At 35.2% G+C, this 22,405-nt stretch carries 25 protein-coding genes; 14 read left to right on the plus strand and 11 right to left on the minus strand.

The annotated features are described in order from the left end of the window. Positions 1-630 precede the first annotated feature (630 nt). The 7 genes from H6622_17215 to H6622_17245 all read left to right on the plus strand — a co-directional run bounded on the left by H6622_17215 (position 631) and on the right by H6622_17245 (position 8,049). Complete coding sequence (locus tag H6622_17215) at positions 631-2,274, plus strand: hypothetical protein (protein ID MCB9063268.1); 1,644 nt, start codon at positions 631-633, stop codon at positions 2,272-2,274. A gap of 64 nt (positions 2,275-2,338) precedes the next feature. Continuing rightward, entirely contained in the window at positions 2,339-3,664 is a 1,326-nt protein-coding gene (locus H6622_17220; GenBank protein MCB9063269.1) for a hypothetical protein, read from the plus strand. A gap of 64 nt (positions 3,665-3,728) precedes the next feature. Then, positions 3,729-4,388, plus strand: a complete 660-nt coding sequence (locus tag H6622_17225; GenBank protein MCB9063270.1) for an endonuclease — start codon at positions 3,729-3,731, stop codon at positions 4,386-4,388. 2 nt (positions 4,389-4,390) lie between these two features. Then, entirely contained in the window at positions 4,391-4,630 is a 240-nt protein-coding gene (locus H6622_17230) for a hypothetical protein (protein MCB9063271.1), read from the plus strand. Further along, positions 4,573-5,079 carry a hypothetical protein gene (locus H6622_17235; GenBank protein MCB9063272.1) on the plus strand — a complete coding sequence of 169 codons (507 nt, stop codon included), beginning with the start codon at positions 4,573-4,575 and terminating at the stop codon, positions 5,077-5,079. The genes H6622_17230 and H6622_17235 overlap by 58 nt, the downstream gene beginning before the upstream one ends. A gap of 420 nt (positions 5,080-5,499) precedes the next feature. After that, the gene (locus H6622_17240) at positions 5,500-7,203 is read left to right on the plus strand and encodes a hypothetical protein (protein ID MCB9063273.1); all 1,704 of its coding nucleotides are present in this window, start codon (positions 5,500-5,502) and stop codon (positions 7,201-7,203) included. Between the two features lie 63 nt (positions 7,204-7,266). Further along, entirely contained in the window at positions 7,267-8,049 is a 783-nt protein-coding gene (locus tag H6622_17245) for a hypothetical protein (protein MCB9063274.1), read from the plus strand. Here H6622_17245 and H6622_17250 read toward each other — a convergent pair. Continuing rightward, a complete protein-coding gene (locus H6622_17250; GenBank protein ID MCB9063275.1) occupies positions 8,046-9,269 on the minus strand; it encodes a transposase in 1,224 nt (407 codons plus the stop codon). The genes H6622_17245 and H6622_17250 overlap by 4 nt on opposite strands. Before the next feature lie 108 nt (positions 9,270-9,377). Between H6622_17250 and tnpA (H6622_17255) the strand changes: the two genes are divergently transcribed. Both tnpA (H6622_17255) and H6622_17260 read left to right on the plus strand, forming a co-directional pair. Further along, the gene (gene tnpA / locus H6622_17255; GenBank protein ID MCB9063276.1) at positions 9,378-9,776 is read left to right on the plus strand and encodes an IS200/IS605 family transposase; all 399 of its coding nucleotides are present in this window, start codon (positions 9,378-9,380) and stop codon (positions 9,774-9,776) included. 264 nt (positions 9,777-10,040) lie between these two features. Further along, positions 10,041-11,111 carry a DUF4935 domain-containing protein gene (locus H6622_17260; protein ID MCB9063277.1) on the plus strand — a complete coding sequence of 357 codons (1,071 nt, stop codon included), beginning with the start codon at positions 10,041-10,043 and terminating at the stop codon, positions 11,109-11,111. Positions 11,112-11,181: 70 nt separating this feature from the next. Here the strand turns inward: H6622_17260 and H6622_17265 are convergent, their stop codons facing one another. From H6622_17265 to H6622_17280, 4 genes are all read right to left on the minus strand, one after another. Beyond that, positions 11,182-12,123, minus strand: coding sequence for a tyrosine-type recombinase/integrase (locus H6622_17265; protein ID MCB9063278.1), 942 nt, complete (start codon positions 12,121-12,123; stop codon positions 11,182-11,184). A gap of 200 nt (positions 12,124-12,323) precedes the next feature. Then, on the minus strand, positions 12,324-12,593 hold the full coding sequence (locus H6622_17270) for a hypothetical protein (GenBank protein MCB9063279.1): 270 nt from the start codon (positions 12,591-12,593) through the stop codon (positions 12,324-12,326). Continuing rightward, entirely contained in the window at positions 12,577-12,834 is a 258-nt protein-coding gene (locus H6622_17275) for a DUF4160 domain-containing protein (GenBank protein MCB9063280.1), read from the minus strand. Before H6622_17275 ends, H6622_17270 begins: the two co-directional genes overlap by 17 nt. A gap of 132 nt (positions 12,835-12,966) precedes the next feature. Further along, positions 12,967-14,190, minus strand: coding sequence for a transposase (locus H6622_17280; protein ID MCB9063281.1), 1,224 nt, complete (start codon positions 14,188-14,190; stop codon positions 12,967-12,969). A 108-nt stretch (positions 14,191-14,298) separates the two neighbouring features. On the opposite strand from H6622_17280, the gene tnpA (H6622_17285) reads away from it, so the two are divergent. Next, positions 14,299-14,697, plus strand: coding sequence for an IS200/IS605 family transposase (tnpA, locus tag H6622_17285; protein MCB9063282.1), 399 nt, complete (start codon positions 14,299-14,301; stop codon positions 14,695-14,697). Between the two features lie 137 nt (positions 14,698-14,834). Here the strand turns inward: tnpA (H6622_17285) and H6622_17290 are convergent, their stop codons facing one another. From H6622_17290 to H6622_17300, 3 genes are all read right to left on the minus strand, one after another. Next, a complete protein-coding gene (locus H6622_17290) occupies positions 14,835-15,146 on the minus strand; it encodes a helix-turn-helix transcriptional regulator (GenBank protein ID MCB9063283.1) in 312 nt (103 codons plus the stop codon). Positions 15,147-15,149: 3 nt separating this feature from the next. Next, positions 15,150-15,455, minus strand: coding sequence for a hypothetical protein (locus H6622_17295; protein MCB9063284.1), 306 nt, complete (start codon positions 15,453-15,455; stop codon positions 15,150-15,152). 323 nt (positions 15,456-15,778) lie between these two features. Next, positions 15,779-16,024: a hypothetical protein gene (locus H6622_17300; GenBank protein MCB9063285.1), complete on the minus strand. Its 246-nt coding sequence runs from the start codon at positions 16,022-16,024 to the stop codon at positions 15,779-15,781. Positions 16,025-16,150: 126 nt separating this feature from the next. Between H6622_17300 and H6622_17305 the strand changes: the two genes are divergently transcribed. Then, a complete protein-coding gene (locus H6622_17305; protein MCB9063286.1) occupies positions 16,151-16,324 on the plus strand; it encodes a hypothetical protein in 174 nt (57 codons plus the stop codon). A 110-nt stretch (positions 16,325-16,434) separates the two neighbouring features. On the opposite strand, the gene H6622_17310 is transcribed toward H6622_17305, so the two are convergent. From H6622_17310 to H6622_17320, 3 genes are all read right to left on the minus strand, one after another. Continuing rightward, the gene (locus tag H6622_17310; GenBank protein ID MCB9063287.1) at positions 16,435-16,854 is read right to left on the minus strand and encodes a helix-turn-helix transcriptional regulator; all 420 of its coding nucleotides are present in this window, start codon (positions 16,852-16,854) and stop codon (positions 16,435-16,437) included. Beyond that, positions 16,851-17,198, minus strand: coding sequence for a hypothetical protein (locus H6622_17315; GenBank protein ID MCB9063288.1), 348 nt, complete (start codon positions 17,196-17,198; stop codon positions 16,851-16,853). The genes H6622_17310 and H6622_17315 overlap by 4 nt, the downstream gene beginning before the upstream one ends. Positions 17,199-17,377: 179 nt before the next feature. Beyond that, positions 17,378-17,737: a hypothetical protein gene (locus H6622_17320; protein MCB9063289.1), complete on the minus strand. Its 360-nt coding sequence runs from the start codon at positions 17,735-17,737 to the stop codon at positions 17,378-17,380. Positions 17,738-17,865: 128 nt separating this feature from the next. Between H6622_17320 and H6622_17325 the strand changes: the two genes are divergently transcribed. The 3 genes from H6622_17325 to H6622_17335 all read left to right on the plus strand — a co-directional run bounded on the left by H6622_17325 (position 17,866) and on the right by H6622_17335 (position 22,231). Then, positions 17,866-18,081 carry a hypothetical protein gene (locus H6622_17325; protein ID MCB9063290.1) on the plus strand — a complete coding sequence of 72 codons (216 nt, stop codon included), beginning with the start codon at positions 17,866-17,868 and terminating at the stop codon, positions 18,079-18,081. Positions 18,082-18,393: 312 nt separating this feature from the next. Next, positions 18,394-19,656 (plus strand): hypothetical protein, encoded by a 1,263-nt coding sequence (locus tag H6622_17330; GenBank protein MCB9063291.1) that lies wholly within the window; start codon positions 18,394-18,396, stop codon positions 19,654-19,656. Position 19,657: 1 nt separating this feature from the next. After that, the gene (locus H6622_17335) at positions 19,658-22,231 is read left to right on the plus strand and encodes a hypothetical protein (protein MCB9063292.1); all 2,574 of its coding nucleotides are present in this window, start codon (positions 19,658-19,660) and stop codon (positions 22,229-22,231) included. Positions 22,232-22,405: the final 174 nt, after the last annotated feature.

The following is a 22,405-nucleotide window of genomic DNA, read 5'->3' on the forward strand; positions in this document are numbered from 1 at the left end:
ACATTAAAAAATTTTTAAGTTAGAGTACTTCTATAATTGACTTTAAACCTAGTCCAATTATGTACCTAGTCCAATTATGTACCTAGTCCAATTATGTACCTAATCCAATTATGTACCTAGTCCAATTATGTACCTGGTCCAATTATGTACCTGGTCCAATTATGTACCTGATCCAATTATGTACCTGATCCAATTATGTACCTGATCCAATTATGTACCTGATCCAATTATGTACCTGATCCAATTATGTACCTGATCCAATTATGTACCTGATCCAATTATGTACCTGATCCAATTATGTACCTGATCCAATTATGTACCTGATCCAATTATGTACCTAATCCAATTATGTACCTAGTCCAATTATGTACCTAGTCCAATTATGTACCTGATCCAATTATGTACCTGATCCAATTATGTACCTGATCCAATTATGTACCTGATCCAATTATGTACCTGATCCAATTATGTACCTGATCCAATTATGTACCTGATCCAATTATGTACCTGATCCAATAGTGAACCTAATCCAATAGTGAACCTAATCCAATAGTGGACCTAATACAACGGTTGTACCTGATCCAACATTTGGGGCCATTTAAAGAAAAAGAATATTTATAAAATGAAATCATGTCACCATATGATTGCAAAAATTATTCATATCTAAAATTTGGACCTGAAATCAATTCTGATCCATACGTATTGTTGCAAAACCAAACTTCATCTTTTAAAGGCCTTTTAAGCTTTCTCATGACGTATTTAATCCACAAGCAACAAATTCTAACAGAAAGTAATAAAAATGAAATCAATCAGGAATTGACACGGAATTTAGTTCCTAAAAAGTTCGGTAAAAAATTTAAAATTGCTTTTTACAAAATTTTGGCCGACAATAGAAAAAAACAAGGATCCGAAAAGACGGCAATCTTCTCGAATCCTCTAAACAATACCAACCTTTCATGGAGGCCAGTATGTCTACAAACAATTGTAGTATCGCAAATTTCCAAAATCCAGAACCATTTTTTTCATTATTTAAATCGACTCACGAATTTTTTACTCAACTTTAAATCAAGCTTTTCAACTATTGAGAGTTCTAACTCAAAATTTGAAGCGTTGTTTAGAGTAGTATCTTTTTTTGAGTACATGAATTTTCCAGTTGAGAGGCCTGCAAAGGACCTTGATATGCGAATGGACGATTATAAGGGGCAGTTGAGTGGGTTTGACTCAAATATTTTGTACCTCGACTCAACAAAACTCAATAAAACTCAACAAGACTCAAATGATTTTCAAGTTAATCTTGCTAGCTGGGCCAGAGAATTTATTAAAATTCAGAAGCTCACAAAAGAAAACTTGAAGCATTCAAGTGATTTCAAGAGGTGCAGTACCAGACAAAAACAGGCCATCTATTACCAGTTGCGTAAAAAAGAAACTAGGAATCAAAAGAAAAATAGGGGAGAAATTTCATTAAACTTCCTACCATTTAAGATTTCTTTTAAGGCCAAGCGAAAATCCAAGACACAGACCAAAGTCACAAAAGCTATCCTCACAAGAGAATCCTTAAAAGCACTTATCTTTATAGGGATTGAGGCGATTGTTCTTTATCTTTCACATTCATTCTACTTTCAGTTTGGTTTTAATAAACTTCTTTCATGGGGGAGTGCTAGTGTCGTTGAAGGTTCTTACACAATTCTTAGTGGCTCTCAAAGCTTAGGGTTAAAAGCATTAAAATGGCTTGTATTTATCTATTCGGCCTTTAGTGTGAGCTACTCATCATTTGTGAATGATCCGGCCCTTAAAAAGAAACTAGATCTTTCAAACGACAGAATTATTAGAAAGCAAGCGCAGATCGCTCGGATTAATAAAGATCTCAATTCAGCTAGAGAAGATAAAGCAGTTATTCGCCAGGCAGAAAAGGGCTATATTGAGTATGGCAAGATCACCAAGGGCCTTAAAAACTTAGAAGTTCCTAAGAGGCAAGCTGATGAAACTATTTCAAGGCTTAATAGTGAACTTATAAAAGCAAAAGAAGAGCTCGATAACCTTCAGGCCAGAAACTCAGTAAAAAAAGTCTTTACTTGGGAAAATTTCAAGTCTTTAGAAACAAAAACACATTCATTCATCTTATTAATGCTGCTTCTACAGGTGATTTCTTCAAGCTTTATAAGCTCAATTTGCAGCACTTTAAGAAGCTATTTCATTCAAAAAGAAAAACTAAATAAGAAAAAAAATAAGGGAGAATTCTATGGGCACGTCCCATCATATATAAGCGTCCAGTAGCACGCTAGTTTGATCATTTTTAACCAATAAAAAACTTGGGAATTTCCTAAGAGGGGATATTTTTATGCAAAATTTAGAGGATAATGTCATTCATATTAAGTATCAGACGATCTTTTTGCAAAAAAGACATTTAAAAGAGCTGATTAAAAATTCAGAAAAGAAGATTCTTTCTCATTATCTTCAGGTCATAGAGTACAGAACAAGAGAGGGATTTTTCAAAAAGGGGAGTTTCGCAGTCCCAAAAGACAAGTTCACCAGCATCAACAAGAATGCCTTCACAAAACTTCACGAAATTCATTACAATATTGGAACACTTAAAACCTCCCGCGGTGCTCATAACCAAGTTCTTTACAAGTTACCTGAAAATTACCCAAAGACCATGGAAGAGTGGAAAAACGTTGAGGGTGGATATCTTCAAATAGATCGCGCTGAACTACTAGAGCTGATTAAAGAGTTAAGTGATAATGAATTGAAGGTCTATCTCTCCCTTCTTTTGATCACTAAGGCAAATGAGAATAAAGCAGACTGCAACCCTGAAATGGGCATTGAAACTTGGTATAAGGTCTTAAGAGATGATCGATTCAGTATGACACAAAATACCCTTAAAAAATGTTTTAAAGGTCTTGAAGATAAAGGAGTTATCTCACTTGCTGAACCACTAAGTGCTAAAAGTCGCTTTTTAAACAGATTTATCTTTAGCGTTAAAAAAATTTCGCAAAAATCAGTTTCCAAGAAAATGCGCACCAGTTTCCACAAAAATGATAGTGAAATCTCCCAGAATCCACAAAATTGCGTACATTTAAAAGAGAATATTTCTAAAAAAGAAATTAATTTAAATCAGGAGCAAGGGCTAGATTCAAAACCCAAAAAGAAGCAATGCAGAATTGATTTTGATTTTTATGGCTTAGATACTTTGGATAATCCCTTTGATCACAAATCACTAAATACAATTAAAAAGCATACAAATCTCAGCGTGGAAGATATTCAGTTTTCAGTGATGAGATTTTCTCAATATCTAAACTCAGGAGTGTGGAATACAGAAATTAGAGATCCAGTAGGGTACTTTTGTAATCGCATTAGAGAATTTGGAATTTATGTTCCACCTGTAGAATTTTTTGAATGGGAGAGGCTAGAGAGAAGAAAGCAAGAAAATACAGACTTTTCGATGGAAGAAATGGAATCAATTGTTTCAGTGAGTGAAGAAAGCCAAAAAAGAGCCCAAGAAATCACTGATGTTCACTACATTGCTGATGTCCTTAGCGAGCTTAAAGAGCATTTGGGCATTCGCCCTAGAAGAGAAAGTACCTTTTGTGCTTTTCAAAAAGAGAAAAAACAAGATAATGCGAGAAATGAAAGAGCAATTTTTAGCAAGGGTTGTGTAAATGTTTAAGAGAAAATCGCCTAGGAATCTACGCTGTATCACCATGATAATTTTTCTCGCTTCTTCGAGTGCAATGGCCAGTGAAAAATTTCACAATATTGGTTCCTTTGCCAAGGCCAAAAAGGTTCTCAAAAAACATGTGTATCCTACAGGAAAAACGTTCTACTGTGGGTGCGACTTTAAGGGCCATGACGTTGATACGAAAAAGTGTGGTTATATTAAGCAAGGAAACTACAAAGGAACCATTGATTGGGAACACGTGGCCCCTGCGCATAGTTTTGGCCAATATTTTAAAGAATGGCGTGAGGGGGACCCAAAGTGTGTGAAAAAAAACGGGAAGAAGTACAAAGGGCGCAAGTGTGCGGCCAAAAACCCAAAGTTCAAGGCCATGGAAGCAGACCTTCACAATCTTGTGCCATCACTTCAAGAGCTTAATAGGAAACGGTCTAACTATAGTTTCGCCGAAATCCCTGGAGAAAAGCGCGAGTGGGGAAAATGTGATTTTGAGATTTCAGACAAAAAGATAGAGCCACGAGATGAAATAAAAGGCGATATCGCGCGCATCATGTTCTATATGGAAGACAAGTACGGAGTGAAGATAATTTCGAATAAAAACAAGAAGCTTTTTGAGGCCTGGAACAAAATGGATCCAGTGGACAGTGAAGAAAAAAGAATTAACTGTCTAAAGGCCAAGAAACAAGGAAACGCTAACAAACTTGTAGGGGAGTGTTAAAAATGGAAATCTCAGTTACTACATCTCAATATACAGCACTTATGGATATTTATGGGCCTCCAGAAAACGTTCATAGCATGATTATGTTGAGTAATAGGGACGGAAAAAATCAAATTCTAGAAGGCGATGAAAAAGATTTTGATGATTTACTTTCGTTGATTAGTGAAGAAATTGGCGAAGGTTTGTGTACGAATACGAAGATGATGACTATGGCTTCGAAGACTTTGATGAACTCGAAGTAGGTACTGGTTGCACAATTGAAGAGAAAGAGTCCCCTCCCCTTCCTAAACCTCTAGTCGATTCTGAAGTCAAGGAAATCTCACATAACGAGCTTTTTCTTGACGAGGAACTACTTAAGGCTGAAATAGAGGCTCTTAAACCGATAGATAGATGCGTTTTAACTTCAATAAATGATTTAACAGACGAAGAAATTGTAGAAAATGGAAAGATTTACTTTCAAGGTTGCATGAAGAGTGACTTGCTTTTCAAGGAGCTTGCTAAAATCATCCAGAAAAAAAATAAAAAAAAGTATCAAATAAATAGTCTCAAAACTGCATTGCACGACTTAAATGATATGAATTTAATAATTTCACATTGTGGCCATCGGAAAATCCCCAATAAAAAACTTAAGAAGTTCAAAACGTACTATATCCAAAAAGACCTCGCTGACATTCTGCGTTCATTTCAATAGCAAAAGCATAGCACTTTCACAGCAAGACTCTAGCAACAAGATAGCGTTTAAACAGTAAATCCGTAGCAAAATAATAGCAACTCAACAGTAAAACCATAGTAACTAAGCAGCACAATAACAGCAAAACACTAGCAACTTACCAGCATTTAGCTAGCACAGAAATAGCATTTCGCCAGCATTTCAATAGTATAAACACAGCAAATTAATAGCATTTAAATAGCAGAACAGTAGCATTTAAATAGCAAAAATCTATCAAGACAGCAGTATATCAATAACAAAATCTCAGTATACTTATAGCAATTCGTTAGCTTTATCCTAGCAGGACAACAGCAAGATCACAGTGTTTTAATAGTAGTTCATTAACAAATAGATAGTAGTTGAGCAGCGGCCTTTAAGTTGGATCCATGTTTAAATATTGAAATGAAAACAGTTACGACTAACAGATCGATTCCTATACACATCAATGTTTACCGAATAAATATGATCGGACTTTTTCCAAGGATCAATATTGCTGAAAATCCATTCTGTGCATTTACTGCTACTGATATGATTCATTTTAAAATACTGCCTCTAAAGGGCCAAGAATGGCTTCTAAGGGCGCTTTTTCCATTAGCACGCAACCAGCAAGAATATGGTCTTCCAAGCTATTTTCTCGCAATGTTAAGGAAAATTAATCCATCAAATAGTGTGAAAATTTTTAAAATTGCATTTTCCAGGTTTTTGGCCGACAATATAAAAAAACGAAGATTCGAGGAACTTGGTACTTCCCCGAACCTTCTAAACAATACCAACCTTACTCGGAGGCCAGTATGTCTAGAATCTATTCTAGTATTCCCTATTCTCAAAATCCAGAATCATTTTTACCGCAGAAAAAACTTTTCTCTCTCAGCAAATTTATCCTGTTTATCCAGACAATTATCTTTTTTAGCGTCAGCTAAAAAATTTTTGCTTCTAGATAAACCGAATAAAGAAAATTTATCCCAACTTTATCCGGATAAATTATTAGAGAGGAAAGAAAACATGCGTTTAACCATAATTGATGGGGGAGTAGAGGAGCAAACTTTATCCCAACTTTATCCCAAATCAGAAACTTTATCCCGAAAATACATTCCGCAGAAGGATTTTATTCGTGAAATTATCCAAAACCAGGGCATTAATCTCGAAAATTTTAAGCTTCATCCCATTTTTCCAACACTGAGCAAAAATGAAAAAAATCTTTTCCGCTACCATTTAAAGCAAATAGAAAAAGAAACAGATGGCAATACTCAGGTAGACCCTTGTGAATCTGGAATAAAAAAAGACAATAGAGCGGGACTTATTGCGGCCATCACTAAAATAGTACCTAGTAAGGCCAAGAAAAAGAGAACTAAGGTTACTAAGGCCGTTCTCACTAGAGAGTCTTTAAAAGGCCTTGTCTTTTTAGGGATCGAGGCCATTGTTCTCTACCTTTCACATTCTTTTTACTTTCAATTTGGATTTAATAAGCTTCTTTCATGGGGGAGTGCTAGTGTTGTTGAGGGTTCTTATACAATCTTGAGTAGTTCTCAAAGCTTTGGCCTTAAAACTCTAAAGTGGCTTGTATTTATCTATTCAGCTTTTAGTGTGAGTTATTCATCATTTATTAATGATCCAGCTTTAAAGAAGCGTTTAGACCTTTCAAATGACAGGATTATTAGAAAGCAGGCCACAATCGCCCAGATTAACAAAGATCTCGCTTCCGCTAGAGCTGACAAAGCAACAATTAGACAAGCAGAGAAGGGTTATATTGAATACGGCAAGATCACTAAGGGACTTAAAAACTTAGAAGTTCCTAAAAGACATAATGAATTAACCATCAAAAAACTTAAAGATGATCTCGCAAGAGCAAAAGCGGAACTTGATAGTTTACAAGAGAAGAGTTCCGTTAAAAAGATATTTACCTGGGAGAATTTCAAAAATCTTGAAACCAAGACCCATTCATTTATCTTTTTAATGCTTCTTTTACAGATTATTTCATCGAGCTTTATAGGCTCAATTTGCGCCACTTTAAGAGCTTATATCAATCAAAAAGAAAAACAACGAAAGAAAAGAATATCTAAAGGAGAATCCTATGGGCATGTCCCAAGCTACATAAGCGTCCAGTAGCGCTTTAATTTAAATTAATTTTCACTTTAAAAACTTGGAAAAATTCCAAGAGGGGATTTCTATATGCAAAATTTGGATGAAAACGTACTACACATAAAGTATCAGACGATTTTTTTACAAAAAAAGGACCTAAAATCCTTTATCAAGCACGATAACAAAAAGCTTCTGACTCACTATCTCCAGGTAATCGAATACAGAACAAGGGAAGGATTTTTCAAAAAAGGAAGCTTTCTTGTCCCTAAGGAAGAATTCACTGGAATTAACAAAAACGCTTTCAAAGGACTAAACTCTGATCATAGCGACCTTGGAACACTAGAGATCACTCGCGGCGCCCATAATCAAGTTAGATACAAACTCCCAGAGACTTATCCAAAAACCATGCAAGAATGGAATAGCGTCAATGGTGGTTACCTTAAAATTGATCGCGATGAGCTCTTGGGTCTTGTTAGAGAACTAAAAGACAATGAGCTAAGAGTCTATTTTTCACTTCTTCTTATAAGCGAAGCAAATAACAACCCTAAAACAGGTGTTGAAACTTGGTACAAGACCTTAAGGGATAATCAACTTAGTATGACTCAAAACACCCTTAAAAAATGCCTTAATGGATTACAAGAAAAAGGATTAATTTCAATAGCTGAACCAATTTGTGCTAAAAAAAGGTTTTTAAACAAGTTTATCTTTAGCGTTAAAAAAATTTCACAAAAATCAGTTTCCAAGAAAATGCGAGCCAGTTTCCAAAAAATTGATAGTGAAACCTCCCAGAATCCACAAAATTGCGTCCATTTAAAAGAGATTAATATTGACGTCCTCCCCTCACTAAAGATAAGGGGATTCCTAAAGTGCTAATGCACCGTAGGGGTTACTGCTTCAACGGTCTGGCCAATGCCAACTCCTCCACAGTCTCTTTGGGTGCGCCCCACCCTGTTAATATTTTTTGCTGCATTTAAATCTGCATCTTCTTTGTGCCCACAATTCAAACACTCAAAATGTTTGTTCTTGCGGTTCATCTTATTGTTGTACAGACATTCACTGCATCTCGTACTTGTGAACTTGGGATTCACTAACTCTAGATGACCACCATTCCATTCACATTTATAGCTTAGTTGGAGAGCAAAAATTCCCCAACCCTGAAAAAGAATTTCACGGTTCAGCCCTGACTTTGCCGCAACATTTTTTCCTGGAGTTTCGAGAGTTCCCTTTGCTGACTTTGACATGTTTTTAATCTTTAAGTCCTCAAGAGTAACATAGCTGTGATTCTTAGCTATATAGCTTGATGCCTTATGTAGAAAATCATGTCTTATGCTAGCTATTTTTGAATGTAGTTTTCTAATTTTATTATTCACTTTCTTCCAACTTTGGGAGAATTTCTTTTTAAGTCTCAACCTTTTTTGCAAAACTTTGATTCTCTCTCTAAGTATGTGACAATTTTTTGGAAGGGTAAATTTTAAATTTCTCAAACAGTCATCTCTTGAACTTAAAACCAACGTCTCTGAAATTCCCCGGTCGATACCAACTGTAGGAAGATTGTTATATGGTATTTCAAGGTGTTTTTCACTGCAAAAAGCAATATACCAGCCATCAACCTCTTTTTTAATAGTCGCATTTTTGATTTTGCCTTCAATTTTTCGACTTAATCTAAATGCGACTTCTCCGATTTTAGGAAGCTTAACAAAAGCTTTCTTTCGAGTTACTTTTCTCACAGAGAATTGTTTAGCGTCTGGAAAACGAAAACTATCACCAATTCCCTTTTTCTTGTATTTTGGAAATCCAAAACCGGATCTCCAAAATGACTTAAAGGCCTTATCTAAATCTTTTAAAGACTGTTGAAGAATTTGTGCCGGAGAATCTTTGATCCACTCAAATCCCTCACACGATTTTAGGTCCTTTAACTCATTTGCCTGATCATAGTAGTTAATTGAGCTTCTATATTGAGTCCATGAAAGAATTCTATGCTCAAGGCAAAGGTTATAGAGAAACCGACAGGTTCCGGCCCATGAGGAAAATATCTCAATTTGACTCTCACTAGGATTTAACTTGAATTTATAGGCCAGATTAATCTTTTCCATACAGACTTAGAATATCACTTCTTGACCTATTGGCCAAGAGAAATTAATTATTAGTCTATGAGTAATTTAAATTCAAATAAATCAATCAAAGAACGTACAAATCCAAAGATCAGACATGGCAGACACTGCACCTTTCTGCTTCATGCACACTTAGTCTTTGTAACAAAATATAGGCGAGTTTGCTTTACATCGCGAGTATTAGATCACCTCAAAGAAGTTTTTAATTCCGTATGCTCTGATTTTGAAGCGGAGTTGGTTGAATTTGAAGGAGAAGGCGATCACGTTCATCTTCTGGTAAATTACCCGCCAAAAGTGACGCTTTCAAAACTTGTGGGATCTTTAAAGGGGGTTTCATCAAGATATATTCGAGAATCAAATTATCCTGAAATTAGAAAAAAACTATGGGGAAATGCTCTTTGGTCACCTAGTTATTTTGCAGGAAGTTGTGGAGGGGCGCCACTGGAAGTCATCAAGCAATATATAGAGCAGCAAGACAGACCTCATTAACCTCGCCAGTGGGCATTTGCTTATATCTCCGCACTAAAGTACCGAGTTTTACGCAAATTTTTGATAAAAAATTTAGAAAAAGCGATGAAAAGGATCTCACTAAAAATAAGGCATTTATCATGAGTGATTCTAGTGTTTTTGATTTCTATAACAAAAAACACATTGAGAACAGGCCGCTTCATTATGATGATATGCCGACATTTGAAGAAATCTTGAACTCAATAAAAAAAGTAAGTAATAAGCTTTAACGATTGCGAGGGATGTTTGGAAATATTATCAATTGATACTTCAGTTTTCTTCAAAGATAATTTTAACGTTGGTTCAACAAAGTATCTCAAATTACTTCAGCTAGCAAGACATCATCATATTAAGTTACTAATCCCTGACATAGTTCAAAAGGAAGTACATGGTCATTTGAAGAATAAAATACACTCAGCAATAAATGATCTGAATAAATTTTCTCAATCAGCTAGTATTTTAAAAAATCTTGATAATGACTTCAGTTATTTTTTTAAAAAGTACAACGAAGAGGAACTATTTCAAAAAATTAAGGAATTTTTCAATTTTTTTATTGAGCAAATGAGCGCCGAGACAATAGATACTTCTAACATTTGCTCATCTGAAATAATTAATAATTATTTTGAAGGCAAACCACCATTCAAAAATTCAAATAAAATCAAAACAACTAGCAATGACAAACGATTTGAATTCCCTGATGCCATTATTCTTAGTTCTCTAGAACAATGGGCAAATAATAATGACAGTATTGTAAACCTGATTTCTGTAGATAGCGGATGGGAAGAATTCGCAAGTAATAAAAATTGCTTTACCTGCTTCAAAACTGTTGAACAGTTTATTGAAAACAGTCTTGATAGAATAAACATAGTTCCTAGTATTGTAAAATCTCTTTTGGATCAAAAGGATCAAGATGTTTGTAAACGTATAGTAGAAGACATTTCTTTTAATTATCACTTTTTCTGTATCAATTATGATGCGGAAGTCATTGATACTCACAGTTTCAAAATTACTAATCTGGACCTTTCAACAGTAGATTTTGAAATAGGCGACAATGTAGGAGTAGCTATATTTAGTGGAACGCTATCGTTTAAAGCAGAAGTTGAATATGGAGACCCCGATTCGATGTTTAGAGACCCAGATGATAGGGAACTGTATTATAGACAAAAAATAACCCAAACACTAACAAGAGAAACTCCAATTGAGGGAGAAGTGAATTTTTATTTGGATGATAATCTTAATGATTGTACCATTGATAGTGTTACAGTAAGTAAACCTACAGATTCAATCCAAATAAATTTGGAAGAAGATTACTTTTAATTTTCCCTATACTCAGCCATATCCCCGTCTCTTTAAAGGCCTTGAAACGCAAATATGGGCTTCGTTTTTCTTAAGATTTTTTAAAATTCAGTGAAAGTAGGGGATTATCTTCGATTTTCTCTTCGCGAACCAAATAACCCTTGGTCGTGTTGATATTTGAATGCCCTGAGACTTCAGCAACAGATTCAATCCGATGACCATTTTCTAGAAGATTCGAAATCACCCCTCGTCTAAATGAATGAAGAGTTTTATCAATATCCATCCCTAAACTCATCAAAGTTTTTTTGAGCATTGCATGGACTGAATGACGACGAATAGGGGAGGCAATATTTTTTTGAACGGCCGTGAAAATATAATCATCTTCAATTTTTTCACGTCTTCTCATTAATTCTTTTAAAACACTCCAAAGCTTTGGATGAATGGGTATTTTTCTAATCTTTGATCCTTTGCCGTGAATTAAAACAACTCTAACATCGTTTTTTTCTCGTATATCAGACACGCGAACATTAATGGCCTCGCTTATTCGGCATCCCGTATAAGATAAAAAGGTGAGTATGGCCTTATTATTAAGAGATTGAATGGTTTTACCATCATAAAATTCACAAATTTGATCAATTTCAGCGTCACTAAGGCCCGTTTTATCACGAATTGCAATGGCCTTTGGCCTATCAACGCCAAGTACAGGGTTTTCACTCATAAGTTTAGCGTTCACAAGCTTATTAAAAAGTGAGCTTAAAGATGATAATTTTCTGTGAATGGTGTTTGGGGCATAGACTCCATCTAGTGAATCTCTATAGTCAATTATATGTCCCATATTAATTTCATGAGGGCCCTTGAGACGAATTCCTTGGAGGTTTAAAAAGGCCGCAAAATCGTAAAAATCAGTCGTATAGGCCATGCGCGTATTGTCTGATAGAAAGTTTTTTAAAAAATGAGATATCGTAGTTTCTAGATCAGCTTTTTGCTTTACGTTTTCTAAATTTTTTGAATCTAAAATGATCAAATCATCCATTAACATTGACCTTCGTTCGTTTTTTACAATTTTAGCACAAGCATTTTTAAAGGCCAAGAGCGAACATAACGTTCTTTATGTTCGCTCTTTTTTATGAAAAAATTGGGAAATATTGACTGAACATAAGTGTTTTTATGTTAACTAATTTGAGCGAAAAAAAGTTGATTACGCGACTTTGACCATTAATTCACAACCATTTTCTATTTTCCTGAACTGGCAATTTGAATGGCCCTTAGATCGCTTTGTTTGATTTCTTTAAAAAGACAGGCCCTAAGATATTTATTAAGAAGAGTTTGATACTTTTCCCCATCAATGGCCGCTTGACGCTTCAACTCTTCAAGTATGTCTAAATCAATAGATGTAGTAATCCTAACTTTTACATCTTTTGTTTTAATTTCATTGTCAGGCAATAATCCATCTTTTTTAAATTTTTTTTCAGCTTTTTTACTAAGTTTAATCTTCTTTGCCATGAAATCTCTCCCACTCATCCATTAAAATTTTTATACGTTCCTCAGTGAGGAAATTTTGGATAAGTTTGAAGTCTTTTTTGCTAATTCCTTCGAGATCGATGACCTCAAAATTTTGCAAATCAATTTTTAAAAACCCTTTATAATTACTCTTCTTAGGGAAGTATATATGACAATGCGGAGGATTGTGATCTCTAGAAAATACGTAAACTTCAAAATGATCATGCCAAAATACTTTTCCCATTTTCTAGTATTATAGCACAGAATATGTTATATGCAATATATATGTATATTATGAACATTTTCAATAATATCAATAATCTATGAGTTATATTGACGTCCTCCCCTCACTAAAGATAAGGGGATTCCTAAAGTGCTAATGCACCGTAGGGGTTACTGCTTCAACGGTCTGGCCAATGCCAACTCCTCCACAGTCTCTTTGGGTGCGCCCCACCCTGTTAATATTTTTTGCTGCATTTAAATCTGCATCTTCTTTGTGCCCACAATTCAAACACTCAAAATGTTTGTTCTTGCGGTTCATCTTATTGTTGTACAGACATTCACTGCATCTCGTACTTGTGAACTTGGGATTCACTAACTCTAGATGACCACCATTCCATTCACATTTATAGCTTAGTTGGAGAGCAAAAATTCCCCAACCCTGAAAAAGAATTTCACGGTTCAGCCCTGACTTTGCCGCAACATTTTTTCCTGGAGTTTCGAGAGTTCCCTTTGCTGACTTTGACATGTTTTTAATCTTTAAGTCCTCAAGAGTAACATAGCTGTGATTCTTAGCTATATAGCTTGATGCCTTATGTAGAAAATCATGTCTTATGCTAGCTATTTTTGAATGTAGTTTTCTAATTTTATTATTCACTTTCTTCCAACTTTGGGAGAATTTCTTTTTAAGTCTCAACCTTTTTTGCAAAACTTTGATTCTCTCTCTAAGTATGTGACAATTTTTTGGAAGGGTAAATTTTAAATTTCTCAAACAGTCATCTCTTGAACTTAAAACCAACGTCTCTGAAATTCCCCGGTCGATACCAACTGTAGGAAGATTGTTATATGGTATTTCAAGGTGTTTTTCACTGCAAAAAGCAATATACCAGCCATCAACCTCTTTTTTAATAGTCGCATTTTTGATTTTGCCTTCAATTTTTCGACTTAATCTAAATGCGACTTCTCCGATTTTAGGAAGCTTAACAAAAGCTTTCTTTCGAGTTACTTTTCTCACAGAGAATTGTTTAGCGTCTGGAAAACGAAAACTATCACCAATTCCCTTTTTCTTGTATTTTGGAAATCCAAAACCGGATCTCCAAAATGACTTAAAGGCCTTATCTAAATCTTTTAAAGACTGTTGAAGAATTTGTGCCGGAGAATCTTTGATCCACTCAAATCCCTCACACGATTTTAGGTCCTTTAACTCATTTGCCTGATCATAGTAGTTAATTGAGCTTCTATATTGAGTCCATGAAAGAATTCTATGCTCAAGGCAAAGGTTATAGAGAAACCGACAGGTTCCGGCCCATGAGGAAAATATCTCAATTTGACTCTCACTAGGATTTAACTTGAATTTATAGGCCAGATTAATCTTTTCCATACAGACTTAGAATATCACTTCTTGACCTATTGGCCAAGAGAAATTAATTATTAGTCTATGAGTAATTTAAATTCAAATAAATCAATCAAAGAACGTACAAATCCAAAGATCAGACATGGCAGACACTGCACCTTTCTGCTTCATGCACACTTAGTCTTTGTAACAAAATATAGGCGAGTTTGCTTTACATCGCGAGTATTAGATCACCTCAAAGAAGTTTTTAATTCCGTATGCTCTGATTTTGAAGCGGAGTTGGTTGAATTTGAAGGAGAAGGCGATCACGTTCATCTTCTGGTAAATTACCCGCCAAAAGTGACGCTTTCAAAACTTGTGGGATCTTTAAAGGGGGTTTCATCAAGATATATTCGAGAATCAAATTATCCTGAAATTAGAAAAAAACTATGGGGAAATGCTCTTTGGTCACCTAGTTATTTTGCAGGAAGTTGTGGAGGGGCGCCACTGGAAGTCATCAAGCAATATATAGAGCAGCAAGACAGACCTCATTAACCTCGCCAGTGGGCATTTGCTTATATCTCCGCACTAAAGTACCGAGTTTTACGCAAATTTTTGATAAATAATATATCTCATAGAGGGTATTTTTTCCGTTTTCGCGTTCGTTTCGGGAGCGCAGTTTACAGCAGTTTTTATATTGCGTCTTTTTGGCGCAGAAATTTCTCCCGAGAACGCTCAATTTTTTTAATTTCTTTACTCTTTTTAAAGTCCCCATTAGGAAATAACAAATCTTGGGGATGTGCACCAAGGGCCGCTGCAATTTTTGTGGCCGACTTTACTGTTAGCTCTACACGGTCATTTTCAATGGCGCTAAGATTATTCATCTTAATACCTGTTATCTTTTCAAGATCTTTTAAAGTCATGCCAAAACCTTTTCTATAGGCCCTAACGATTTCACCAGACGTTGTATCTTCTGGTACAAGCAGATCTAAAATATCTTTCATTTTTTACTCCTTCCCATAATTATGGTCTGGGGTGATTCTCACAACTTCTACAATGATCTCATAATTGATAATTCTATAGATAATCCTGCCACTGCTACTAAAACAAGAAGACCTATACCCTTTCCACTGCTTGTCCAGTTTATGGTCATCATAGACAGGAATTTCTCTAATTTTTTCTGGCCCAAACTGTTCAATACGATTTCTCCAAACCTTAATTATCTTAATGTCCTCAATGGTGATATTCCCTCTTTTGAAGTCATTTTTGAGCTTATTTTCCACGTCCTTTGTAAATCGTACTTTCCATGACATTCCTTGTCCTTCATTAAGGTTATAATAAACCATAAGTTATTATATATTATAACTTATAATTAAATATAACTCAACACGTATATATTATGCAAATCGCTGAAAAGAGACGATATTTCACCTATACCAAGACTAGGACATGCCTCGAATGTGGCCATTTCAGCTAAATATGAGGTCCATTTTTTGATTCGCTTTTAGAATCTTGTAGAAATAACACTTTAATACTTTGACAACAACTCTGTAGACAGTACAAATACATTAATAGCCTCACAATATCTTTTTTCAGCGAAGAGAATTTGGGAAAAGAGAAATAGTTGGCCTATGTATCATTTTGCAGAAGTCGCACTTTTTTCTGAATATTCTAGTGCTCTCTGGATTGCCACATTGGCAAAATAGTATTCTTCGAGTGACAAAAATAGTTCTGCCATTTCTTCTAATATATTTGATTTCTGTTCTAATGAAATATCATCGAGAATCTTATTTTCAAGACATCTGAGTTTCTTGCGTGCAAATGACTCAGAAGAATAAATTTTCTTCTTCCCGCACTTCATAAAAGAGTGTATTGATTTCATAGCACTATTATAAGGTGTTTTTGTCCATTTTTCTAACTTCCTGGTATTAGATTTGAACTCATTTCAATAGTGATATTTTGCAAATACCTAGTGGCAATTTTTTGTGTTTTCTGACAAAAAGAGTGAATGAAAAATAAAATAATTAATGATTATATCAATCACTTCGAAGTTCCTATAGAGCGGCAATACACTGTCTGTGATGAATGTCGTATACGGTTTCACATTTCTATGGGAGATATTATTGGAGAAAATATTTACTGTTCAAAATGTTTAGATTTCATGTTTAAATTTAAAAGATAGGAAATATAAATATTCATACTAAAAAAATGATTACACCCTCGCTGAACAACTCCAAGAAGGCCATGCCATTTTACAGTAACGCTGTATAACTGTTTTTGTCTTGTGACTTTTTAGGCCGATTGCGAGTGTTGCTTTGAGATGAAAATCCCTTTTAAGCGATTACTTGGAAGTATTTCCAGAATCTTTTCAAGTGTTTCAATTCCGGTATTCGCCATGGCCTTTTCAATGCTCTTGTATGTGCTTAATCCAATACCAAGAATTTCTGCAAATTCTTCTTGTGAATTTCCGGCCTTCGAGCGCTCAAGAACTAATGTAATTGCAAGTTTCTCTTTAAGAGAAAGTTTGAGATGATTCATCATGTAATTATAATTTTGATAAGCTCCATCAACTTCATATCCAATAATATCATCTGTACCTTTTTGAACAAATGCTAATATATCCTCATTTTCTGTTTCTCTTCCTCTGTTAGGGACACCAGTTTTAAAGTAAAAATAAAGTAAGTTTGTCTTTGAGTTAAAATCTATCTTCATAGTTTACCTCTTTTTTTAATGGGTGATTTGTAAAGCGTCTCACCTTTTTTTAATTTCTCTGTTTCATAAGCTGTTACCATGTTTCCTTCTCCAGGAGCTAATACTTCGACTACTACGCAGAAAAATACTCTAACTCCAAATTCATCAAAGTACTCAAAGGAGTAAAACAAGCACGCCTTACTACTATGCCTACTTGCACGCACCTCTAACGGTTTCTGAAGTGCCAACTCAATCTTTTCAGTAGTGACTTCTGGATGACCTTCCAGGGCATGTTTTAAAGCCTGCACTGAGACATGAACAGTTAGTCCTCCAGGTGTCTTGAATCTTCCGATGATTTCGTTCATATCGCACAGTACCACATATTTTATCCATGGTCAATATATTAACTGTATCTTATATCTAGACTAAAATATGTCAAAGGATTGTTTTTTCGGCTACACAAGAACTAGGGTAGACCTCCAAATGATCATCATAGCTAAATATGAGGTTCATTTTTTTGACTTTTTCAGTGATTTTTTAATATTTACACAGAAGATCTTTTGGCCAACTCTCTTGCAAAAATAGATATAGTCCTGGCCTCCCCTCCCCTATTTTTAGCGTAGAGAATTTCAGATAATAGCAAAAGCTGATTCAAATATTGGGACCTAGAAAGATTGTGATTCTCAGTTAGGCCAATTGCCTCAGTAATCGATTCTTCAGCATCATCTAATTCATTCAAGCGAAAGGATATCTCAGAGATGGCCTCAAGTATTTGCGATTTTTCAATTGGTGAAATATCTCCAGAAACTTTGCTTTTAAGATCACGCAAAACTAATCTTGCTTCATGTGTAGAGCACGTCAGTTTTCTAGCAGCAAGGACTTGAGGGGTGGTGGTCAGTTGCATAACCCTATTGTACTAGGTTTTCTCATATGTTCTTCTAAGTAGCTGGTATAAGAACTTAACCCATTCCAATACTGACATTTTGCAAATACCTAGTGGCATTTTTTTGTGTTTTCTGACAAAAAGAGTGAATGAAAAATAAAATAATTAATGATTATATCAATCACTTCGAAGTTCCTATAGAGCGGCAATACACTGTCTGTGATGAATGTCGTGTACGGTTTCACATTTCTATGGGAGATATTATTGGAGAAAATATTTACTGTTCAAAATGTTTAGATTTCATGTTTAAATTTAAAAGATGGGAAATAGAAATACTCAGCGAGGATGAAAAAACTCATGCTTAAAAAGTGAACACGCCCTCGCCGAAACAACCAAGAAGGTTATGCCATTTTATCGCATAATTGAAAAATTTCTTAATCATTTTTAATTAATACTATTTCTTGCAATACTTGCCTCTTAGAAATATAATGCGATATCACATCACTACCCTCTTCCTGCCAACTATATTAACCAAAGCGTTTACAACTATCGCAGGGAGAGGGTACTTTAGTGCTTCTCACCGGAATTTTCTAACCCCCTGATTTAATGGGCAGCAAAGCTAATTCTCGCCTAAAACTTGACCGATTAGTTCTTTGAATCAGACAAAGGATAATAAAATGAAGTTATTGATTATTTTATCAATTTTGGTGGGTGGGATGAATTTATACGCGTTTGGCAGAAATGACTATTCATGTCTTTCATGTGAATTAAGAACAAGGACTCCTTTTGTTGACGATGATCCTGAAGGATTAAAAGGTATACAGCAACTTCTTGGTCTCCCCTTTGACAAGATTTCGGGACAGAATCTTTCAAAAGATGAATTAGAGTACTGGAGATTAAAAAATAAATATATAGAAGAAAAAAGCTTCTTTCTGGGTAAAGTGCGTGACCTCATGATGCAAAACCTGAAAGAACTTCAAGGACTTTCTAAACAAGATATCACTGCCTACTGCGGCGATGTCACACCTCCAAGAAAACTTAAAAAAGATATTCTAAATGCTAAAAGTCAATGTTCAGACAAGGCCGGAAAGTATCTTATTTTTAAATACAAAATTAAAGTTAATGGGAAATTAGAAGAAAAACACGTTGAGATCAAACATGAAGACTATATTAAAGATTATTTAAAAGGTTTAAAAAAACTGGAAGACAAGATTAATTCAAAACTAACTTCACTTCAATCGAAATTCAAAAGTGATAAAACAAAAAAAGAAATATACTCTGAAGAATCAATAATAATGGATCTTATGAGTAATATGCTTGATAAAAACTTAAACTATCTTTCAGTTTCAAGCCTTAGAACTGTTTCAACTAAAATGGGTAAAGAAGTCAGGCACGGATATAGACTTATGGATCAACCTCAACCTGCTGCTTTTGCACTTGGACTAGAGACACTAGAAAAGTACGTCTCTCCCAATGAGCCTGAATTTGCTTGGAAGAAAGGTCGCGGAATAACAGGTTTTGGTAGCGGTATAACTGAAGCAAACCCAGACGGACTGCCTAAATGTCCTGAAGGTGAGATTTATGGACAGAAGGATAAAAAGAATTTTTGCTATTTTGAAGAAGTTAGACTTCCTAAAGATAAGCAAAATCAAAAAAAGGGTCGGACAATGCTAATTTACGATTATGAAAATAATGGAAGTTATCAAAGTTCGGTAGATCTAACAGATTACGATGCTCGATCCAAGTATCGCTTTATACCAAGAGCAGAATTGAGAGGTAAGGTTTTTCTATACTCATTATTATCCTATGATAATAAACGAGGGGTAGAATCTATAAAAAAAGAATATAGCAACTCACCTGATAGTGAATATAAAAGTGTCATTTTAAAGAATAATTTTTTCAACGGTGTTCCTGGATTTGAGTTTTTTGAGATAAAATAATATGAGCAGAACTATAATATTTACAATATTCACTTTACTTTTGTCACAAGGAGCTAACTCTTTTTCTTTCACAGAAGCAAAAGAAAAAGCTCGACTATTGCTAAATGAAGTATTTGAAAAAAGTGAACACAATCCAAACTCTGGTTTCTACAGAAGAATGAATATTGGAAAATGTGGAGCAGGGCACACCCCTTACAACTGCGAGTTTCCTAAAAGAAAAAAACGACAGCGCGGGCCAAGAAAAAAACCACGTAAAATAAAAGATGACACAACTCGGATTGGCACGTTTTTAAACCAAAAAGGAAACCCTACAGTCACATTCAAAACTGTTAAATATTATAATGAGGACGGAAACGAACTGGCCACGGTAGTAGCAGTCGATAAAAAGACAGGCACCGAGACACCTCTACATAAAAGGCTTTTTGAGATTCCTGGAATTTTCACTAGAGATAATTTAAGAGAATTCTTTCAATTCTTAGAAAAACAAGGGAGCTTCTTCGACTATCTATTAGACAAAGGTAGACCTGTTGAAGAGGCCTATTATGCCATATGGGACAGACTGCCAAATGATAGATATATTGCTCCTCACGATTTTCTAAATTTTGCAACAGAATTCAAGCTTTTGTTTAAAGCTGCTAATGAAGGAACAAATCCTCCAAGTAAAGGGTGCGAACAAGAGGTTAGAGTCTTTAGATTTAGCGAAGAAAAGAAAATTTCAAGATTTAATAGAAATCATAATAAAAAAGGACATTGCGTTTTCACGGGGAGAGATTTTAAGAAGCAAGAAGAAAGACTTAAAAAAGTGATTAATGGAGAAGATGTAACATCTTTCTTTTTAAACTTGGATTTTAATATTATTAGCAGTGCACATGCAGCAGATTGGGAGGGATACGAGTCCTCATGGGAAGATTACGAATCTCCAAAAGAAGAAAAATCTTCAGCAACCGATTTATCGATTGACCTAAGTAAATCCGAAGAAAAAGTAGCCAAGAACTCTAATAAAGAGAAAACAGATCAAATTGAAATTACTCTTGAAAACAGAAGTAGAGCACTCAACCAAAATAGTACGGTAGAAAACTTTGCAGACGCACTGACAAAACCAAATACAACAGAAAAAGGAATATCAAGCTGGCTTGGTCAGGTCAAAAAGAGCCTTGAAGATTGTCCACCTGAACTAATCGACAAACTGAGAAGCTCTCTTGACCCTAAAGATCATGCATTGGCCGATAAATATGAAGAAAGCCGCGCCCTGGGCGCAAAGATGCTTGAAAATGCTGAAAATTGTGGTAGCGGGTCATTAAAATCATGCATTCTAACCCATGAAGTTAGAGGATTACTCCCAACAGATGCCGAAAAACTGGAAACCTCAATACAACAAGATGCTGTGATACAACAGTTAGCTGATATCAACGGTGAAGTTAAAGAAACAATGAATATTATTTCTGATGATGGCGAAGTAAGTGTAGTCCAACAAACAAGAAAAGAAGTAGCTGAAAACGGGTGGAAAGATCTTAGAAATCATGAACAAGACCCAAGTGCATACAAAGATTACTCAGATATAAAAGATCCTGAGGAGAGACTTGCTGTTATTTCAGCTGATTTAGAGTTTGCAGCTGCCCAAGATGGAAAAAAACTCACCCAAGAAGAAATACTTATCCTGGCCAATCAAGTGTCTCAATCTGAGGTTCCAAGAATTAACTTTCAAAATGCTTTACCGAATAGAAAAGTAAAAATTCCAAGCTCAAACTCAAGTTTTACGCAAAAAGCGAGAAACTCATACAGAACAAGAATTAATGAATACAAAGTTAATCAAGAAATTAAGGCCAGAAAAGAAGAAATCAGGCAGGAACTTGGAGAAAACGCGACTTTTGAGAAACTCAGAGAGGCATTCAAGAATGATCCAAAAATTAATAACCTAAAGACAAAATTAGACTCCTTAAAAAAAGAAGGAAAAAAACTCAGAGAAGAGACCGAACAAAAAAGGGAAGAAATAAAACAAGACTTGTTCCCTGATGAATTCCCTGGTCCTTCTCCTACCCCTCCCCCACAAAAACCACGCAAAGAAACACAAGGAAGAGGTAGGCCGAGTATCAATCCTAATGGAGGTGGCCAAAAAAGAGCTTTTAGGCCAAGAGGAAGAAGTGGTGGTCGATCAGGAGGAATTTCACATGGAAGCAGCGGTGGATCAGGGCCAGGCAGCTATTCACCAAGTGATTACTCTTATAATGATAGCTCTAATGACAGCAAGCCTGCTTCATCTCCAAGTGAAAGTGAAGTCAAAAAAGAAACCTCTAAAAACAAAGAAAAAAGTGATCCAAAGCTAGTCAGTGGCCAAAAAGAAGAAAGCAAAAAGAAAGATGCCTCTGGGCTGTCTTCCGAAATAGACGACGCAATTAATAGTGACACTAAGAATAAAAAGAATGAAGAGAAAAATCAAAAACTTAAACCAATCCAAGAACTCGTGAAGAAGTTGAGAAATAAAAAAAGAAAGTGCCTAAGACCAGGGAAGGAGAATATTTATTTGACAAATATGGCCACTTTGATGGGAATAAAACGATTGTCAATTTCAATGTAAATCTTTTAGATCAAAGTGATAATATTATACAGACAGTTATCAGCAGAGGATTAGATGAGCCACTTTAAAAGACAGATTTTATATTGTGGACAGTTCTTTAAATGAGCTCGCAGAATTTAGATTTCAGGGCAAAAGGGATTTCAGCTTTACAGTAACAATCCCTTTTCAGTTCAA

It is taken from the genome of Halobacteriovoraceae bacterium, from assembly GCA_020635115.1.
GTDB lineage: Bacteria > Bdellovibrionota > Bacteriovoracia > Bacteriovoracales > Bacteriovoracaceae > JACKAK01.

Coding starts and splice junctions, on each gene's coding strand:
- H6622_17290 (MCB9063283.1), bottom strand. CDS start 15,146: ATGAAAGATATTTTAGATCTGCTTGTACCAGAAGATACAACGTCTGGT.
- H6622_17325 (MCB9063290.1), top strand. CDS start 17,866: ATGAAAAATAAAATAATTAATGATTATATCAATCACTTCGAAGTTCCT.
- H6622_17335 (MCB9063292.1), top strand. CDS start 19,658: ATGAGCAGAACTATAATATTTACAATATTCACTTTACTTTTGTCACAA.
- H6622_17275 (MCB9063280.1), bottom strand. CDS start 12,834: ATGGGAAAAGTATTTTGGCATGATCATTTTGAAGTTTACGTATTTTCT.
- H6622_17220 (MCB9063269.1), top strand. CDS start 2,339: ATGCAAAATTTAGAGGATAATGTCATTCATATTAAGTATCAGACGATC.
- H6622_17245 (MCB9063274.1), top strand. CDS start 7,267: ATGCAAAATTTGGATGAAAACGTACTACACATAAAGTATCAGACGATT.
- H6622_17215 (MCB9063268.1), top strand. CDS start 631: ATGTCACCATATGATTGCAAAAATTATTCATATCTAAAATTTGGACCT.
- H6622_17315 (MCB9063288.1), bottom strand. CDS start 17,198: ATGAACGAAATCATCGGAAGATTCAAGACACCTGGAGGACTAACTGTT.
- H6622_17280 (MCB9063281.1), bottom strand. CDS start 14,190: ATGGAAAAGATTAATCTGGCCTATAAATTCAAGTTAAATCCTAGTGAG.
- H6622_17225 (MCB9063270.1), top strand. CDS start 3,729: ATGGCCAGTGAAAAATTTCACAATATTGGTTCCTTTGCCAAGGCCAAA.
- H6622_17300 (MCB9063285.1), bottom strand. CDS start 16,024: ATGAAATCAATACACTCTTTTATGAAGTGCGGGAAGAAGAAAATTTAT.
- H6622_17230 (MCB9063271.1), top strand. CDS start 4,391: ATGGAAATCTCAGTTACTACATCTCAATATACAGCACTTATGGATATT.
- H6622_17295 (MCB9063284.1), bottom strand. CDS start 15,455: ATGTCATGGAAAGTACGATTTACAAAGGACGTGGAAAATAAGCTCAAA.
- H6622_17320 (MCB9063289.1), bottom strand. CDS start 17,737: ATGCAACTGACCACCACCCCTCAAGTCCTTGCTGCTAGAAAACTGACG.
- H6622_17270 (MCB9063279.1), bottom strand. CDS start 12,593: ATGGCAAAGAAGATTAAACTTAGTAAAAAAGCTGAAAAAAAATTTAAA.
- H6622_17305 (MCB9063286.1), top strand. CDS start 16,151: ATGAAAAATAAAATAATTAATGATTATATCAATCACTTCGAAGTTCCT.
- H6622_17310 (MCB9063287.1), bottom strand. CDS start 16,854: ATGAAGATAGATTTTAACTCAAAGACAAACTTACTTTATTTTTACTTT.
- H6622_17265 (MCB9063278.1), bottom strand. CDS start 12,123: ATGGATGATTTGATCATTTTAGATTCAAAAAATTTAGAAAACGTAAAG.
- H6622_17250 (MCB9063275.1), bottom strand. CDS start 9,269: ATGGAAAAGATTAATCTGGCCTATAAATTCAAGTTAAATCCTAGTGAG.
- H6622_17240 (MCB9063273.1), top strand. CDS start 5,500: ATGAAAACAGTTACGACTAACAGATCGATTCCTATACACATCAATGTT.
- H6622_17330 (MCB9063291.1), top strand. CDS start 18,394: ATGAAGTTATTGATTATTTTATCAATTTTGGTGGGTGGGATGAATTTA.